We start from the raw sequence: 15,004 nt of genomic DNA, 5'->3' as shown, positions 1-15,004 counted from the left end.
CGTGAAGCGAGCGGGATCCGGCAGGCGTATTAGTCGCTTTCCGAGTCGTCGTCGGTGGCGACGACAACAGCACCGACCAGAACGGCGGCGCCGATCAGCAGGACGGGCAGCGGAATGGCGGCGAACTCGCTCGAGTCAGCCGAGGTAGCGCCGACGCGGTCACCCACGCGGACAGCAGTGTTGTTCGAGGCAGCGACGGCGGCCTGCGAAGCAACCAGCATGACGCCAGCGGCGACAGCTGCGATAGCTTTTTTCATTAGAGACTCCCGGGTTTAGGCAAAACCCCAACTCGCGGAGCGCACCGGGGTCCCTTGTATACTGGACCAAAATCACGACAGCGTGAAGACAGTTCTCACGCGTCACGTGAGGAAAAAGCTAAAAATCGCGTGATTTAAACGGAGAGAGTGGCGCACCCGAAGAGATTCGAACTCCTGACCCCCAGATTCGTAGTCTGGTGCTCTATCCAGCTGAGCTACGGGTGCGCATGGCCGCGAACGGCGAGGGCGGGTCTTTAGCGGACGGTTTGCGGGGGAGCAACCCCGTTCGAAAGCTTTTCCGATCAATCCGCGTTCTGCATCGGATTCCGGCCTGCCCGGGGGTGATCTTTCTGCGCTCGACGCCTTTTCCGTGGGCCCTTCACGGTCCAGATAGGGCGTTGGTTACCGGAGAGCTTCATGCCCGTATCGTATCGCCGCCGCCTTGCCCCGTTCGCCGCCCTGATCGCGGCTGCAGGTCTGGTGATGACGGGATGCGCGACCGGCGAGCCCGTCCCTGCGACCTCGACGGCTCCGGTCGCGGAGGCGGCGCCACAGGCGCGCGGGCCATTCGTTGCGGCGGCCAATCCCCTCGCTGTCGAGGCGGGAATGCGGATTCTGCGCGAGGGCGGTTCAGCCGTGGATGCAGCCGTTGCGATCCAGGCCGTTCTGGGTCTCGTCGAGCCTCAATCCTCCGGTCTGGGCGGCGGCGCCTTCATGATGGTGTTCGACGCCTCGACCGGCGAGGTGACCAGTTACGACGGGCGCGAGACCGCGCCGGCCGCCGTGACGCCCGACCTGTTCTACGAGAACGGCCGTCAGCTGCCCTTCATGGACGCGGTGCTCAGCGGTCGCTCGACCGGAGCGCCGGGCGCGGTCGCCATGCTTGGAATGGCGCAGGAGAAGCATGGTCGGCTGCCATGGAGCGCCCTTTTCGGCGACGCCGAGCGACTGGCGCGAGACGGCTTCACGGTCAGTCCTCGCCTCGCCGGCATGATCGCCATGTCCCGCGGGCAGGCGCGGTCGCCGTGGGCCAACGACTACTTCACCAAGGCGGATGGGACCCGCTACGTCGCCGGGGACACGCTGCGGAACCCGGCTTACGCCGAAACTGTCGCCGAGTTGGCGGCTGGCGGGGCGCAGGTCTTCTACAATGGACGCATCGCCCGGGAGATCGCCGCGACGGTCGCCGGGCAGCCACGACCGGGCGCCCTGACCGCTCGAGACATCGCCGACTATCGCCCCATCGAGCGCGGAGCCTTGTGCCGTCCGTACAGAGTCTATGTCGTCTGTGTCCCCCCGCCGCCGTCCAGCGGGGTCGCGGTCCTCCAGCTGCTGGCCATGGCAGAGCACACCCCGGACATCGATGGCGGACCCGACAGCGTCGCGGCCTGGACGGCGTTCGCCCAGCTGCAGCGCCTGATGTACGCGGACCGCGACCGTTATGTCGGGGACCCCGGATTTGTCGGCGTTCCGGTGCAGGGCTTGCTGGATCCGGCCTATGTCGCCGCACGCGCGGAACTAGCGCCGGGTCTGACAGGGGCGGCCGAGCCGGGCTCGCCGCCCGGCGGGGCCTTCCGGGGCGCGGACGCCACGAACGAGCCCGCCGGCACCTCGCACTTCGTCGTGGTGGACTCTCAGGGCAACGCCGTCAGCATGACCACCACGGTCGAGAGCGTATTCGGCTCGGGCCGAATGGCGGCAGGCTTCTTCCTGAACAACCAGCTGACGGACTTCTCGTTCAGCCCGACCCGCGATGACGGGGAACCGGCGGCCAATGCCGTCGCAGCCGGCAAGCGGCCGCGTTCGTCGATGTCGCCGGTGCTGATCTTCGACCGGGATGGACGTCTGGTCGGGGCCATGGGATCGCCGGGCGGGCCGTCGATCCTCGCGTACAACGCCAAGGCCCTGATCGCGGTGCTGGATTGGGGAATGCCGGTCGGGGAGGCGTTCGCCCTGCCCAATCTGGTCGCGCGGGGCGATGGATTCGGCGCGGACACGGACCGCTTCACGCCGGCGCTTCGCGAGGGGCTGGCTGCGGCGGGCATCGCGCTACGCCCCAATGCCAGCGAGAACTCCGGCCTGCATGGCGGGATATGGCGGCGTGGCGCCGACGGCCAGTGGGGCTGGGATGGAGGCGCGGACGATCGTCGCGAGGGCGTGGCGCGGACGCAGTAGCGCGTCCGCCTATTCCGGCTTGATGCTCAGCTGGAAGGCGATCAGGCCTTCGGAGACATCCGTGTCCACGCCGTGGCCGACGCGGAGGCCTTCGGTCTCTATCTCGCGATAGACGAGGCCGATCGAGCTCTGCATGGCGCCGCGGCGCATGGCGATGCCGATTGAGGCGTCGCCCAGGAAGTTGCCCGAGTCGTGGCTGACACCCGAGCGCGCATAGTCGCCGTCGCGGTTACGGGCGAAGTTGTAGCCCACGGCACGGCCGGAGCCGGCGGCGTATAGATACCAGCGCGGCCGTTCGCCGAAGGCGTCGGAGCCTTCCGGAACCAGCCGGTCCAGATCCCGGCCGATGCGCAGGGTCGCGCCGGCTTCGGTCGAGCTGCCCCGGCTGCCGACGCCCACGCCGACGTGGGGAGTCAGGGTGACGTCCAGACCGGATCCCGTCTGGCCCAGGGTTTCGGTCCAGCCACGGACGTAGCTGAGATTGTAGTGCTCGGCGTCGAAGGCGGCCGGATCCAGCGGTCCAGGCGGCAGGGGGGCGCCATCCGCCCGGCGGATGCGGCCTTCGGTGCGCAGGCGCATGCGATCGCTGAACTCGCCGCCCTGGAACCAGACATCCCGGTTCGAGATCGCCAGAGGCGCGCCATCCGAACGGCTGACGCGCCAGCCTTCGGCCACGTCGTAGTCCCGGCCATCGATCTCGGCGAGGTCGGCGTCGCGGTTCAGGCGGGTGAGAAGGTCGGAAACGTTCGTCGGGCGCTCCTGCGCCACGAAGGGGTCGTTGAGAGCAACCTGCTTCGCCACGGCTTCGCCGGCAGCCAGAACGGCCGTGCAGGCGATCGCCAGAATTCCGGCGGCAGTCACCACCTTACGCATCAACGGTCCCCTCAAGTCCGCCAATGGAAACGACCCTGCACGAAGGGGGGCGTCTCGCCAACAGACATTTTAACGACTTCTTCCTGACGCTCGAACGCCCCGTGTATGGCGCGGTTCCGACTCTCGCTCCGTTGGCGGAACGAAGAAGCCCGCCGCGGCGGGGCCGGGCGGGCTTCGGGTCGATCAGGGAGCGGCTTGCCTTACTGGCAGGCGAGGCACTCGTCGTAGTCGGTGCGGGCGGCCGAGAAGAGGTCCGGCTGGTTCGGATCGACCTCGGCTTCCGCCTTGTCCTCGGCGCCGGCGAACGACGCGCGCTGCACAGACTTGGAGCGCAGGTAGTAGAGCGACTTCACGCCGGTCTCCCACGCGCGCCAGTGCAGCATGTGCAGGTCCCACTTATCCACGTCACCGGGGATGAAGAGGTTGATCGACTGGGCCTGGCAGATTTCCGGCGCGCGGTCGGCCGACAGTTCGACGACCCAGCGCTGGTCCAGCTCGAAGGCGGTCTTGAAGATGCCCTTCTCGTCGTCGTTCAGCTGGCTCAGGTGCTGGACCGAACCTTCGTGCTCGAGGATCGAGTTCCAGACGGCCTCGGTGTCGATGCCCTTCTCGCCCAGCAGGCGCTGGAGATAGGGGTTCTTGACCGCGAACGAGCCCGACAGGGTCTTGTGGGTATAGATGTTGGCCGGGATCGGCTCGATGCCGGCCGAGGTGCCGCCGCAGATGATCGAGATCGAGGCGGTCGGGGCGATCGCCATCTTGTGGCTGAAGCGCTCCATCACGCCACGTTCGGCGGCGTCCTCGCACGGACCCTTCTCTTCGGCCAGCACGCGGCTGGCCTTGTCGGCCTCGCGGCGCAGGTGCTTGAACAGGCGCATGTTCCACGACTTGGCCATGGCGCTTTCGAAGGCGACGCCCTGACCCTGCAGGAAGGAGTGGAAGCCCATCAGGCCCAGGCCGACCGAACGCTCGCGCTTGGCCGAGTAGACGGCGGCGGCCATGGCCGGCGGGGCGCGACGGATGAAGTCTTCCAGCACGTTGTCGAGGAAGCGCATCACGTCCTCGATGAACTGGGGCTCCTCGCGCCACTCAAGGAAGGTCTCGGCGTTGACCGACGACAGGCAGCAGACCGCGGTGCGATCGACGCCCAGGTGGTCGCGGCCGGTGTGCAGCATGATCTCGGCGCACAGGTTGGACTGCTTGACCTTCAGGCCCAGGTCCTTCTGGTGCTGCGGCATCTGCCGGTTCACCGTGTCCGAGAAGATCAGGTAGGGCTCGCCGGTCTGCAGGCGGATCTCGAGGATCTTCTGCCACAGGGTGCGGGCGTCGACGGTCTTCAGGACCTCGCCGTTCTTCGGCGACTTCAGGGCGAACGGCTTGCCGTCGCGGACCGCCTCCATGAACTCGTCGGTGATCGAGATGCCGTGGTGCAGGTTCAGGGACTTGCGGTTGAAGTCGCCCGACGGCTTCCGGATCTCGAGGAACTCCTCGATCTCGGGGTGGTGGATGTCCAGATAGACGGCGGCCGAGCCGCGACGCAGCGACCCCTGCGAGATCGCCAGCGTCAGCGAGTCCATCACGCGGATGAAGGGGATAATGCCCGAGGTCTGGCCCGCGCCCTTGACCTTCTCGCCGATGGAGCGAACGCCGCCCCAGTAGGTGCCGATGCCGCCGCCGTTCGACGCCAGCGCGACGTTCTCGTTCCAGACGTTCTGGATGCCGTCGAGGCTGTCGCCGACCGCGTTCAGAAAGCAGCTGATCGGCAGGCCGCGATCTGCGCCGCCGTTCGACAGCACCGGGGTCGCCGGCATGAACCACAGTTTCGACATGTAGTCGTAGACGCGCTGGGCGTGCTCGGCGTTGTCCGAGAAGGCCGTCGAGACCCGGGCGAACATGTCCTGGTAGCTCTCACCCGGCAGCAGATAGCGATCCTCCAGCGTCTTCTTGCCGAAGTCCGTCAGAAGGTCGTCACGGGATCGGTCGATCTGGATGGAAGGCACCACGGAAAGGTGGGGTCGCGAGGCTGCATCAGCGCCCGTAACCGCTTCGAATTCAACCGACTTCAACGCTTCGCCGCCAGCCATTTGATCGCCGCCCTGAACAAAAATCTAGAAAGGTACCCCGCGCCCTCAACCACAAGACCTAGTGGGTGAAGCGCTCCCCGAGCCAACATATGGGGCGCAGATGGCTAACCAACCGTCAACGGGCTTGACGATCACTTTCTGGGCGAATCGCATTGGAACCGGGGGATGAGCCTGTGGACAGGCCATAACGCGGGCATGACGGCGACCATCAGTTTTCGATCACGAACGCGTGATTGGAACGTCCCGCTCATGGGACCGTTAGCTTGGCCATGACGGGGGAACAACACCTGGTTTTCTGGCGCCGCGCCCTGCGCGTGGCGCGATCCGAGATCGCCGCGCTGACGGCGCTGCTGATCATTGCGTTCGGCGTGATGACGTTCGTCGAAATCGCCGACGACATGACCGAGGCCGACGGCCAGGCCTTCGACCAGATGGTGCTGAACTGGATGCAGCCGACGCCGGGCGAGATGCGCGGCCCGTGGTGGATGCATGAGGCGGCGGCGGATCTGACGTCGCTGGGCGGCATCTCGGTGCTGACCCTGTTCGCCCTGATCGCGTTCAGCTTCCTGCTGATCCAGCGCAAGCGACTGTCGGCCGTTCTGCTGGTCGTCGGTCTGCTGGGCGGGGTGGCGCTGAGCGAGGGTCTGAAAGTCGTGTTCGAGCGGGCTCGCCCACCCGCGGTCTATCAAGCGGTCGAGACGCTGAACGCCAGCTTCCCCTCGGGACACACCCTGCTGTCGACCGTCTTCTATCTGACGCTGGGGGTCATGCTGACCCGGGCCTTCGCCCAGAAGCGCTTCAAGGCCTTCGTGCTGGTCTGCGCCATGTTGATCGCCCTGCTGGTCGGCCTGACCCGGATCTATCTCGGCGCCCATTGGGCATCGGACGTTCTGGCGGGCTGGAGTGTCGGCGCTGCTTGGGCCATGACCCTGTGGCTGGTCGCCTATGCGGTAGAGCGACATCAGTCTGCGGCCCACGCCCGTCTTCAGGACGAACCCGGCGACTGACCTCGCCGAAGTGTCCGGATGTCCGGAAAATTCGTGGGACACTTTCGGACACTTCCGGATTTCGCCCCGGATTTCCTCTGCTTCACTGTGTCAAAGACCGCGCCCGTGGAGGGCGGCCAGCATCAGATCACGATGGTGCGTCAAAAACGGTCGTATCATTCGCGCCGGGCCTGTTTTATCCGAGCGGCTCGCTGCACGACTTCTGGATGATCCCGCCGATTGATTGTCACAATCGGGCGTCATCAGCGGTCGGCCAATGATCGGTCTGCTACATGGCCATCTCTTCCCGAAGGCGGCCTGTGTTGTTCAAATTCATCATGCGCGTCGCGGCGGTGATCATCCCGCTGGTGCTGTTCACCCTGATGCTGGGGCCGTTCGGCGGGGTCGAGCAGGCCAGCCTGATCTGGGACAAGGCGGCGCATTTCATCGCTTTCGGCCTGATCCTCTGGAGCGTCGGCGTGTTGTTCCGGCGTCTGCCGCGCATCTGGGCGGCCCTGCTGGTGCTCGCCTCGGGGGCGGCGGTCGAGGTCATTCAGGGCTTCGTGGGTCGCGATCCGGAATGGGGCGACCTTCTGGCCGACGCGCTGGGCATTGCGACGGCCCTGCTGATCTGGGCCATCTGGCGCGGGTTCAAGCCCCGCGCCGCACTTCAGACCTCGAAAACGCGATAGGGCTGGTCGCCAAGGGTCCGCAGGACGGGCAGGGCGACATTATAGACCGGCACCCCCTTGTGGGTCTTGCCCTCCGGCGCGCCGCGATGGGCATGGCCGTGCACGACAAGACTGACGTTGTCGTAGCGGTCGATCGTCTCGCCCAGCCGGGATGAGCCGAGGAATGCGTGAATCTCGGGCGGCTCGCCCATGACGGTGTCCGCAATCGGCGAATAGTGGAGCAGCACCACCGAACGTTCGGTGCGCAGCATCCGGATCGAGTTCTCGATCTGGTTGGCGTCCTCGACGGCCTCCTGCACGAAAGCCTTGATGGTCGCCTCGCCGAACGAACTGAGCATGTAACGGCCGAAGCCGCCGACGAAGCCCTTGCCGCCAGCGAAGCCGACCCCCTCGATTTCGTAGGCCTGGCCGGTGAGCATCTGCACTCCGGCGTCGCACAACATCTCCGTGACGTGTTCTGGCTGCCCGCACTCGTGCTCGTGATTGCCCAGCACCCCGACCATCGGGATCTTGCAGGCCCGGATGTCCTCCAGGAGGATCTCTACCTCGCGGGTCTTGCCGAAATTGACGAGGTCACCGCACAGGCAAAGCACGTCGGCGTCGTCGGCTACGCGCTCGAACAGTTCCCGGTACGGGCGCTCGTGGTTTTCACCCACATGCAGGTCGCCGACCGCCGCCACGCGCAGCTTCTTCGACGGGCCGGGCTCCAGACCCGGTTGCTGGGTTTGGGGATCGGGCGCTCCGGTCGAGGCTGGCGGCGTTTCGGCGGACGTATCAGGGGATGGGATCATGACGCTCCTCCAGACCCTTGCCGACCACGTCGCCGAAACCCCATTCGGTGATATCGGCGATGTAGTCGCGCGGGCTGAACAGGCGGCCGCGGCAGACCTTCACGCGCGGCGCCGGCAGATTGACCTGGGCCTGCAGCCGTTCGGTCAGTTCGGTCATCACCCAGGCCGGCACCTTGTCCCGCTCGGTCGGGTAGGCGAACCGGAAATTCAGCAGGTGGGACATCAGGACCTCCCAGTAGAGATCCATCTGGTCCAGCAGGCTCTTCCAGTCGATGGCGTCCGACTGCTTCAGGATGACATGGTTCACGTCAGCCCCGTCGTAACGATAGCGATCCTGGATGAAGACCTTGGACAGGATCAGGGCCGTCGGCGGCGTGATCGTCACCGTATGCCCGTAGACGTCGATGGTGTCCTCGCCGAACCAGCTGTCGTTCACGGTGATGGTGCCGTTCGACATGGCGAAGATCACATCGAAGAAATGTTTCTCGTCCTTCCAGACCTTGGCGATCCAGCGCTCGTCCTCGACGTCGGTGCGGTATCCGCGCGCCTGGAAGAAGGCGAGAATCCGGGGGTAGTCGCCGGGCTTGCAGAAGACGTCCAGATCCTTTGTCGGCCTGGTGATGCCTGTGTAGGCCGTTACCGCATAGGTGCCAGACAGAAGGAACGGGATGCCGCTCTCCTTCAGCAGACGCAGGCTCTCCTCGTAGAAGGCGGCCGCGTCGGGCGGGGGATGGAAGGTGGGTTCCGGGACTGTGTCTGACATGGGCTTCCTCCGCGACGCGGATGGAGGCGACGCGGGTCGGAAAACGGCTCCGGTCGCGGCGGAGTTCCGTCTGGCGACATTCTCGCTGCGGGTGTCCCTTTCATTTCAGGACGCGCCCTATTTGTTTACGGATCAAGCGTATGACGGACTTTCGGGTTGGAGCGCCGGGGGGATATCCGGTTGAAGGGACGTTGGGGTCTGTTCAGGCATGAAGCGGGGCGCGTGGCCGGTCCGCCGCCCTGGGCCTATGTGCTCCTCTTCGCCCTGTCACAGCTGATCGGTTTCTGGAGCGTCAGCAACTTCGGAGCCGTCACCGTCTGGCTATCCAACGGGATCATGGCGGCGGCGCTGCTGCAGCTACATCGCCGGCCCGCGGTGATGGTGATCACCGCCTGCTTCACCCTCAACCTGTTCTGGAACATCATCCGGGGCGATCCGGGCGTCTTCCTCTGGGTCAATGCGCTGATGAACCTCGGTGAGGCGGTGCTCGTCGCCCTGCTGGCCCGGCGCTTCTGCGGGGCCGCGCTGGACATGCGCCGTCCGCAGCGCCTGTTCCGCTTTACCGTGATCTCGGCCGTCGCAGTCGCGGTGGTGGCCGCTATCGGCTTCTCGATCGCGACGCTGATCCGGCCGACGACCCTGCCGGTCCTGCTGTTCAAGATGCAGAGCTTCTTCGTGGTGGAGCTTGTCGGCCTGCTGCTGGTCACGCCGATCCTGCTGCTGTTCGCCCGCAGCCACCGCTTCAAGGGACTGACCCGCGCCGGACCTGTCGAGAAGACGGCCCTGATGACCTTGATGACAGCGGTCACCGCCGTGGTCTTCTGGCAGGAGACCAGCCCGCTGCTGTTCCTGGTCTTTCCGGTGATGCTGGCGATCGCCCTGCGCCTGTCGCCGACACTGACCGCGACCTCGCTGATCATTCTCGCCACCGTCAGCGGCGTGGCCACGCTCACCGGCCATGGCCCGATCCAGTTGACGCGGGTCAACGATCTGGCCGCCCTGGAGGCCGTGCCGCCGTTGCTGCGCCGCCTCGGCTTCTACAACCTGTTCCTGCTGACTACGGTGGTGACCGTGCTGCCGCTGTGCACGGTGATGAGCGAGCGTCGGCGGCTGGAGGCGCGCCTGCGCGCCCGCACGCTCGCCGCCCAGGACGCCCGCCGCCGGGCCGAGGACGCCTCGGCCGCCCGCGCCCGCTTCCTGGCCATGATGAGCCACGAGATGCGCACGCCGCTGAATGGCGTCGCGGGCTTCGCCGACCTGCTGGCAGCCCGCGAGGGGCTGGACGCCGACGCCGTGCGTCAGGCACGCAAGATCCGCGAGTCGAGCGACGGCCTGCTGATGCTGGTCGAGGACATTCTGGACTTCGCCCGCGGCGACGACGCCGTCATGCCCGAGGCGCTGAACCTCGCCGCCGTCGCGCGCGAGGCGGCGACGCCCAGCCGCATGGCGGCCGAGGCGCACGGCGTGGAACTGGTCATTGACTCCCGACTGCCCGAAGCCGCCCGCTTCGCCGCAGACCGCCGCGCCCTGCGTCAGGCCCTGCATCCGCTGATCGCCAATGCGGTGAAGTTCACCGAAAAGGGCCGCGTCGTGGTCCGTCTGGATCGCGCGGCTGATGGCGTCGCGATCCGGGTGATCGATACCGGCTGCGGCATTCCCGCCAGCGTGCTGCCCGGCCTGTTCGAGGCATTCTCGCAGGGTGACGCCTCCATTCGCCGCAATCATTCGGGCGCGGGTCTCGGCCTGGCGCTCGCCGCCCGCCATGCCCGCCGTCTGGGCGGTCACATCGAGGTCGAGAGCCAGCTGGACGAGGGCTCGACCTTCACCCTGCATCTGCCGCTGCCCCGGCTGCTCGACGCCGAACTGACGCCCGAGCCGGAACCCGCTGCGGCCAACGCTGTGCAGGACGATGCCCGTGCGCCGCGCGTACTGGTGGTCGACGATCACCCGGTGAACCGCGAGGTCGCCCGCATCATGCTTGAGGCGCTCGGCTGCGAGGTGGTCGAGGTGTGCGACGGCGAGGACGCGGTCGAGGCCGCCCGGACCGCCGCCTTCGATCTGGTGCTGATGGACGTGCGCATGCCGCGCATGGACGGGCTGGAGGCCACGCGACGCATTCGCGCCATGCCGGGGGACGCCGGAGCGCAAGCCATCGTGGCCATGACTGCCGACGCGATGCCCGAGGACGTGGCCAGCTGCCTCGCCGCCGGGATGAACGCCCACATGGCCAAGCCGATCAGCCAGGCGGGTCTGTACGATGCGGTATCCCGCGCGGTGTCGGGCGAGCTGCCGCCGGCTCAGGTCGCCGCCGCGGCCTGATCCTCGAGCGGGAAGCGCTCGGCCCAGAAGGCCTGCAGCTCCGGCAGGGCGTCGACCCTCTGCGCCACCCGATGCATCCGCGGCGCGACCTCGGCGAAGCGGGCGCGGCCCGGCCGCCAGCGGCTGACCGTGGCGACGTACAGGTCCAGCACGGTCAGGTCGTCGCCCAGCAGATAGCGGCCCGGCTCGATCTGCCGCTCCATCATGCCCCAGCAGTCGGCGATACGTTCCAGCGTCCGCGCCTCGATCTGCGCCTGGGCGTCCGCGTCGTCGCCGACCAGCCGAGAGGGCACGTCGCGGACCCAGAACATCGAATAGATGGAGGCGGGCACGAAGGTCATCCAGCGCAGGAACTGCGCCCGGCGTGGGTCGCAGGCCTCGGGCGCCAGCGCCGCCTCGGGATGCTGCTCGGCCAGCCAGATCAGGATGGCGGCGCTCTCGGTGATCGTCTCGCCTCCGGGCGTGATCAGGGCGGGGATCTGCCGCATCGGATTGACCGGCGCGACCTTGTCCCGCTCGTGATCGCCTTCCCAGGTGACGGCCTCGACCAAGGTGTAGGGGGCGCCGATCAGGGTCAGGGCGGCCTCGACGGGCATCGAGCCCGAGCCGGATGCGCCATAGACGGTGTAGGTCATAAACCTCTCCTTCCGGGCCTGAACGATGCGCCGGGGAAGATGGCTCCGCACGCAAGTCCTTGAGCCTTGGGCATAAGCCGCGCTTGGGACTGTCCCCAGAACCGTCCCCCGACGGGTATGGCTCAGCTACAAGATGTAGCGTGTCTGAAAAATGTGATCGCTAAATAGCCGCAATTCGCCTTGTCGCGAGGCCCGCTCGCCCGCATGGTGAAAACCACTCCAAACGGATTCGCCGAACGAGTTTTCAGGACTCCCGATGAACGCGCACGTCTCGCCCAATGGCCTCATCCTGCCCGGTCTGCTGACCCCGTCGGCCGCCTACAAGCCGTTCCGGTACCCGTGGGCCTTCGACATGTGGAAGAAGCAGCAGCAGGTCCACTGGATGCCGGAGGAGGTGCCGCTCGGCGAGGACGTCAAGGACTGGGCCGCCAACCTGAACGACGGCGAGCGCAACCTTCTGACCCAGATCTTCCGCTTCTTCACCCAGGCGGACATCGAGGTTCAGGACAACTACATGGAACGCTACGGTCGGGTGTTCAAACCGACCGAGGTCAAGATGATGCTGGCGAGCTTCGCCAACATGGAGACCATCCACATCGCGGCCTACGCCCTGCTGCTTGAGACCATCGGCATGCCCGAAGCCGAGTTCGGCGCCTTCATGGAATACGAGGCCATGAGGGACAAGCACGACTACATGGGCCAGTTCGGGGTCGAGACGGACGCCGACATCGCCCGGACCCTGGCCATGTTCGGCGGCTTCGCCGAGGGGCTTCAGCTGTTCGCCTCGTTCGCGATGCTGATGAACTTCCCGCGCCAGAACAAGATGAAGGGCATGGGGCAGATCGTGTCCTGGTCGGTGCGGGACGAGAGCCTGCACTGCGAGGGCATCATCAAGCTGTACCACGCCTTCAACAAGGAAACGGGAGTGGTCACCAAGAGCGTGGCGGACGACATCGTCGAATGCTGCCGCACCGTCGTGAACATGGAAGACAAGTTCATCGATCTGGCCTTCGAGATGGGTCCGGTGAACGGCATGGTTCCGGATGACATCAAGCAGTACATCCGCTTCATCGCCGACTGGCGCCTGCGCCAGCTGCAACTGCCGGAGCTGTACGGCATCACCGAAAACCCGCTGCCGTGGCTGCAGTCGCTGCTGTCGGGCGTCGAGCACGCCAACTTCTTCGAGGCCCGCGCGACCGAATACTCCAAGGCCGCGACCAAGGGCTCCTGGCATGGCGCCGACGGTGTCTGGGGCTCGTTCGACGCCCTGATGAAGAAGCGTCAGGAAGAGAGCTCGGAGGCCTGATCAGGCCCTGAGCGCCTCGTCGGCCTCGAAGTCGGGCTCCGGCCGGACGTTCAGCGTGGCGTCGATCGCATCCAGCAGGCTCATCTGGTTGATGGGCTTGGAGACGTGTCCGTTCATCCCGGCGGCGACATAGTTCGCCATCTGGTCCGCGACCGTGTCGGCGCTGACCGCGAGGATCGGCGTCATCGCCCGGCGATCGGGCAGGGCGCGGATGGCGCGGGCGACCTGGAAGCCGTCCATGCCCGGCATCCGGATATCCAGCAGGACGATGTCGTAGTCGCCGGTCTGCACAGCCTCGATGGCGGACGGCCCATCCTCGACCGACTCTGGTTCGTGGCCGGCGGTCCGCAGCATCAGGCAGGCGATCTCGCGATTGACCGGATGGTCGTCGACCACCAGCACGCGGTAGGCGCCGCGCCCGGCCTCGTGGGCCGGGGCATCCTCGACGATCTCGGTGTGCTCCAGCTGCAGGGTGAAGCGGAAGGTCGAGCCGGCCGGGCTGCTCTCGACGGTGATCTTCCCGCCCATCAGCTGGACCAGCGATTGCGAGATGGCGAGGCCCAGACCGGTCCCGCCATGCTGACGGCCGATCGAGGCGTCGACCTGGGTGAAGGCCTGGAACAGCAGCGGCAGCTTGTCCTCGGGAATGCCCATGCCGGTGTCGCGCACGGCGATCTCGACGACGTCGGTGGTCTCGCCGGGCGTCACCTCGCACGACAGCACCACCTCGCCCCGGGCGGTGAACTTGATCGCGTTGCTGAGCAGGTTCAGGAGCACCTGACGCAGGCGGGCGCCGTCGAAGATGTGGCCGGCACCAGGCGCGGCGTCGCTGTCCAGCCGCACGACCAGTCCCTTGTCCTCGGCGCCGTCGCGAACGATGGCGATCGCGTCCTCCAGCGTCACCTGCAGGCGATCCGGCACGGGGCTGAGATCGAACTTGCCCGCGTCCATCTTGGAGAAGTCCAGCAGGTCATTGACGAGGTCCTTCAGCACCCGGCTGGAACGGCCGATCAACCCGACCTTGCGGCGGGTCTCCTCGGTCAGGTCGTCCTGCTCGTTCAGGATCTGGCTGAAGCCGATGACGGCGTTCAGGGGCGTGCGGATCTCGTGGCTCATCATGGCCAGGAAGCTGGCCTTGGAGGCGATAGCGGCTTCGGCCCGGCGATGGGCGGCGCGGGCGGCGGCCTCGCGGCGGGCCAGCCGGCGAGCGTTGCGCTCGCGCTCGGCCAGGGCGCTGGCGGCGGGCACGGCGGCCAGCAGCAGGCTGGCGGCGAACAGCTGGATCGGCCGCAAATCCATGTCACGGATGACCGGATCGATCGCCGCGAGCGGGCCGTAGCCGTGGACGGTCATGAAGGTCGCCACCGAGGCGGACAGGTAGGCGGCCAGATAGATCCACGCGGCGCCCAGCCGGAAGGCCGCCAGCAGAAGGACCGGATAGACGAGGTACAGAAGCGGCAGGTCGGCCCTGAGGCATCCCAGCGCCGTCGCTCCGATGATCAGCGCCAGGATCGCGCTGCGCTCGGCGAAGCCGGCGGCGGCCTGCAGACGGCGTCGCTGCATCAGCATCAGCATCGCCGGCGCGCTCAGCATCAGGCCGAGGAAGTCGCCGATGAACCAGATCGGGCCGTCGACGATGGCGTTCCACGGATGGAAGAAGGTGTTCAGCGTCCAGCCGCCCAGCAGCACCACCGCGGCCATGCTGATCGCCGCCACGACGGTGAACTGCGCCAGCCGCTTGGGTCGCGACAGGTCCAGCGCCGCGCCGCAGAACCGGCGCGCGCCGAAGGCGACCAGTACGGCCGCCGCGATGTTGGGAATGACGTAGGTCAGGTTCAGCGCGACAGAGAGGCCCTGCCAGGCGTTCATGCCCAGGTTGGCGGCGAAACAGACGGCCATGAAGACGAGCCGCCATTTGGGGCGCAGCACGAGCAGGCCGGCGACGAGCACGCCGTTGGCCGCCCAGAATACGGTGTGGTCGCCGGGCGTGCGCGCGGCGAAGACGCCGGCCAGCATGACCGCGAAATAGCCGATCAGCAGGACAGCGAAGTCCGTCCGCGTCTCCGCGCGTCGCTCCGGGCGATATAGCCGCCAGACCTGACCCATTTCCGCTTTCAACTCCG

At 66.8% G+C, this 15,004-nt stretch carries 12 protein-coding genes and 1 tRNA gene; 5 read left to right on the top strand and 8 right to left on the bottom strand.

Annotated features, from left to right (window positions below; translation table 11 throughout):
* Positions 1-29: 29 nt before the first annotated feature.
* Together ABDZ95_RS01970 and ABDZ95_RS01965 are read right to left on the bottom strand one after the other, a co-directional pair.
* Positions 30-257, bottom strand: coding sequence for a hypothetical protein (locus ABDZ95_RS01970; protein ID WP_343789556.1), 228 nt, complete (start codon positions 255-257; stop codon positions 30-32).
* A gap of 148 nt (positions 258-405) precedes the next feature.
* Positions 406-482, bottom strand: a tRNA-Arg gene (locus ABDZ95_RS01965).
* A gap of 192 nt (positions 483-674) precedes the next feature.
* On the opposite strand from ABDZ95_RS01965, the gene ABDZ95_RS01960 reads away from it, so the two are divergent.
* Positions 675-2,432, top strand: coding sequence for a gamma-glutamyltransferase family protein (locus ABDZ95_RS01960; protein WP_343789553.1), 1,758 nt, complete (start codon positions 675-677; stop codon positions 2,430-2,432).
* Between the two features lie 9 nt (positions 2,433-2,441).
* On the opposite strand, the gene ABDZ95_RS01955 is transcribed toward ABDZ95_RS01960, so the two are convergent.
* A complete protein-coding gene (locus ABDZ95_RS01955) occupies positions 2,442-3,305 on the bottom strand; it encodes a lipid A-modifier LpxR family protein (protein WP_343789550.1) in 864 nt (287 codons plus the stop codon).
* Between the two features lie 200 nt (positions 3,306-3,505).
* Complete coding sequence (locus ABDZ95_RS01950; protein WP_343789547.1) at positions 3,506-5,389, bottom strand: ribonucleoside-diphosphate reductase subunit alpha; 1,884 nt, start codon at positions 5,387-5,389, stop codon at positions 3,506-3,508.
* Positions 5,390-5,658: 269 nt separating this feature from the next.
* On the opposite strand from ABDZ95_RS01950, the gene ABDZ95_RS01945 reads away from it, so the two are divergent.
* Positions 5,659-6,396: a phosphatase PAP2 family protein gene (locus ABDZ95_RS01945; RefSeq protein ID WP_343789541.1), complete on the top strand. Its 738-nt coding sequence runs from the start codon at positions 5,659-5,661 to the stop codon at positions 6,394-6,396.
* Between the two features lie 302 nt (positions 6,397-6,698).
* Entirely contained in the window at positions 6,699-7,067 is a 369-nt protein-coding gene (locus ABDZ95_RS01940; protein WP_343789538.1) for a VanZ family protein, read from the top strand.
* Here the strand turns inward: ABDZ95_RS01940 and ABDZ95_RS01935 are convergent.
* Both ABDZ95_RS01935 and ABDZ95_RS01930 read right to left on the bottom strand, forming a co-directional pair.
* Positions 7,046-7,858, bottom strand: coding sequence for a metallophosphoesterase family protein (locus ABDZ95_RS01935; protein ID WP_343789535.1), 813 nt, complete (start codon positions 7,856-7,858; stop codon positions 7,046-7,048). The two genes, ABDZ95_RS01940 and ABDZ95_RS01935, sit on opposite strands and share 22 nt — an antisense overlap.
* Positions 7,842-8,621 carry a nucleotidyltransferase family protein gene (locus ABDZ95_RS01930; protein WP_343789532.1) on the bottom strand — a complete coding sequence of 260 codons (780 nt, stop codon included), beginning with the start codon at positions 8,619-8,621 and terminating at the stop codon, positions 7,842-7,844. Before ABDZ95_RS01930 ends, ABDZ95_RS01935 begins: the two co-directional genes overlap by 17 nt.
* A gap of 222 nt (positions 8,622-8,843) precedes the next feature.
* On the opposite strand from ABDZ95_RS01930, the gene ABDZ95_RS01925 reads away from it, so the two are divergent.
* Positions 8,844-10,940 carry a hybrid sensor histidine kinase/response regulator gene (locus ABDZ95_RS01925; RefSeq protein WP_343789529.1) on the top strand — a complete coding sequence of 699 codons (2,097 nt, stop codon included), beginning with the start codon at positions 8,844-8,846 and terminating at the stop codon, positions 10,938-10,940.
* On the opposite strand, the gene ABDZ95_RS01920 is transcribed toward ABDZ95_RS01925, so the two are convergent.
* Complete coding sequence (locus ABDZ95_RS01920; protein ID WP_343789526.1) at positions 10,919-11,575, bottom strand: glutathione S-transferase family protein; 657 nt, start codon at positions 11,573-11,575, stop codon at positions 10,919-10,921. The genes ABDZ95_RS01925 and ABDZ95_RS01920 overlap by 22 nt on opposite strands.
* 256 nt (positions 11,576-11,831) lie before the next feature.
* Here ABDZ95_RS01920 and ABDZ95_RS01915 point away from each other — a divergent pair, with 256 nt between their 5' ends.
* Positions 11,832-12,881, top strand: coding sequence for a ribonucleotide-diphosphate reductase subunit beta (locus ABDZ95_RS01915; protein ID WP_343789523.1), 1,050 nt, complete (start codon positions 11,832-11,834; stop codon positions 12,879-12,881).
* Here ABDZ95_RS01915 and ABDZ95_RS01910 read toward each other — a convergent pair whose 3' ends face one another.
* Complete coding sequence (locus tag ABDZ95_RS01910; RefSeq protein WP_343789520.1) at positions 12,882-14,987, bottom strand: ATP-binding protein; 2,106 nt, start codon at positions 14,985-14,987, stop codon at positions 12,882-12,884.
* Between the last annotated feature and the right edge of the window lie 17 nt (positions 14,988-15,004).

Source organism: Brevundimonas kwangchunensis, from assembly GCF_039523815.1.
GTDB classification, from domain to species: domain Bacteria; phylum Pseudomonadota; class Alphaproteobacteria; order Caulobacterales; family Caulobacteraceae; genus Brevundimonas; species Brevundimonas kwangchunensis.
The sequence above is the reverse complement of the archived record's forward strand: the minus strand, read 5'-3'. Positions and strand labels throughout refer to the sequence as shown.